General features: G+C 53.0%; 1 rRNA gene. It reads right to left on the bottom strand.

The features are described 5' to 3' along the window. Window positions 1-2,438 (bottom strand): 23S ribosomal RNA (locus OOJ59_RS27705); the annotation flags it as partial.

The following is a 2,438-nucleotide window of genomic DNA, read 5'->3' as shown; positions in this document are numbered from 1 at the left end:
TCAGGGAGAACTCATCTCGGGGCAAGTTTCGTGCTTAGATGCTTTCAGCACTTATCTCTTCCGCATTTAGCTACCGGGCAGTGCCATTGGCATGACAACCCGAACACCAGTGATGCGTCCACTCCGGTCCTCTCGTACTAGGAGCAGCCCCCCTCAATTCTCCAGCGCCCACGGCAGATAGGGACCGAACTGTCTCACGACGTTCTAAACCCAGCTCGCGTACCACTTTAAATGGCGAACAGCCATACCCTTGGGACCTACTTCAGCCCCAGGATGTGATGAGCCGACATCGAGGTGCCAAACACCGCCGTCGATATGAACTCTTGGGCGGTATCAGCCTGTTATCCCCGGAGTACCTTTTATCCGTTGAGCGATGGCCCTTCCATTCAGAACCACCGGATCACTAAGACCTGCTTTCGCACCTGCTCGAGCCGTCACTCTCGCAGTCAAGCTAGCTTATGCCTTTGCACTAACCTCCTGATGTCCGACCAGGATTAGCTAACCTTCGTGCTCCTCCGTTACTCTTTGGGAGGAGACCGCCCCAGTCAAACTACCCACCAGACACTGTCCGCAACCCGGATTACGGGCCCACGTTAGAACACCAGCCATTAAAGGGTGGTATTTCAAGGACGGCTCCATGCAGACTGGCGTCCACACTTCAAAGCCTCCCACCTATCCTACACATCAAGGACCAGTGTTCAGTGTCAAGCTATAGTAAAGGTTCACGGGGTCTTTCCGTCTTGCCGCGGGTACACTGCATCTTCACAGCGAGTTCAATTTCACTGAGTCTCGGGTGGAGACAGCCTGGCCATCATTACGCCATTCGTGCAGGTCGGAACTTACCCGACAAGGAATTTCGCTACCTTAGGACCGTTATAGTTACGGCCGCCGTTTACCGGGGCTTCGATCAAGAGCTTCTCCTTACGGATAACCCCATCAATTAACCTTCCGGCACCGGGCAGGCGTCACACCGTATACGTCCACTTTCGTGTTTGCACAGTGCTGTGTTTTTAATAAACAGTTGCAGCCAGCTGGTATCTTCGACTGATTTCAGCTCCATGAGTAAATCACTTCACCTACATATCAGCGTGCCTTCTCCCGAAGTTACGGCACCATTTTGCCTAGTTCCTTCACCCGAGTTCTCTCAAGCGCCTTGGTATTCTCTACCTGACCACCTGTGTCGGTTTGGGGTACGATTTCGTGTTACCTGATGCTTAGAGGCTTTTCCTGGAAGCAGGGCATTTGTCACTTCAGCACCGTAGTGCCTCGTCATCACACCTCAGCGTTAAAAGGTACCGGATTTACCTGGAACCTCCGCCTACATGCTTAAACCGGGACAACCGTCGCCCGGCCGACATAGCCTTCTCCGTCCCCCCTTCGCAGTAACACCAAGTACAGGAATATTAACCTGTTTCCCATCGACTACGCCTTTCGGCCTCGCCTTAGGGGTCGACTCACCCTGCCCCGATTAACGTTGGACAGGAACCCTTGGTCTTCCGGCGTGCGGGTTTTTCACCCGCATTATCGTTACTTATGTCAGCATTCGCACTTCTGATACCTCCAGCAACCCTCACAGGTCACCTTCAACGGCTTACAGAACGCTCCCCTACCCAACAACACATAGTGTCGCTGCCGCAGCTTCGGTGCATGGTTTAGCCCCGTTACATCTTCCGCGCAGACCGACTCGACCAGTGAGCTATTACGCTTTCTTTAAATGATGGCTGCTTCTAAGCCAACATCCTGGCTGTCTGTGCCTTCCCACATCGTTTCCCACTTAACCATGACTTTGGGACCTTAGCTGGCGGTCTGGGTTGTTTCCCTCTTCACGACGGACGTTAGCACCCGCCGTGTGTCTCCCGTGATAACATTCTTCGGTATTCGCAGTTTGCATCGGGTTGGTAAGTCGGGATGACCCCCTAGCCGAAACAGTGCTCTACCCCCGAAGATGAATTCACGAGGCGCTACCTAAATAGCTTTCGGGGAGAACCAGCTATCTCCCGGTTTGATTGGCCTTTCACCCCCAGCCACAAGTCATCCGCTAATTTTTCAACATTAGTCGGTTCGGTCCTCCAGTTAGTGTTACCCAACCTTCAACCTGCCCATGGCTAGATCACCGGGTTTCGGGTCTATACCCTGCAACTTAACGCCCAGTTAAGACTCGGTTTCCCTTCGGCTCCCCTATACGGTTAACCTTGCTACAGAATATAAGTCGCTGACCCATTATACAAAAGGTACGCAGTCACACCCGAAGGTGCTCCCACTGCTTGTACGTACACGGTTTCAGGTTCTTTTTCACTCCCCTCGCCGGGGTTCTTTTCGCCTTTCCCTCACGGTACTGGTTCACTATCGGTCAGTCAGGAGTATTTAGCCTTGGAGGATGGTCCCCCCATATTCAGACAGGATACCACGTGTCCCGCCCTACTCTTCGAGTTCACAAC

Source organism: Citrobacter sp. W9 (assembly GCF_026719375.1).
Taxonomy (GTDB): domain Bacteria; phylum Pseudomonadota; class Gammaproteobacteria; order Enterobacterales; family Enterobacteriaceae; genus Citrobacter; species Citrobacter werkmanii.
Note: the sequence above shows the minus strand (reverse complement) of the source record. Positions and strands in the feature narration are given on the sequence as shown.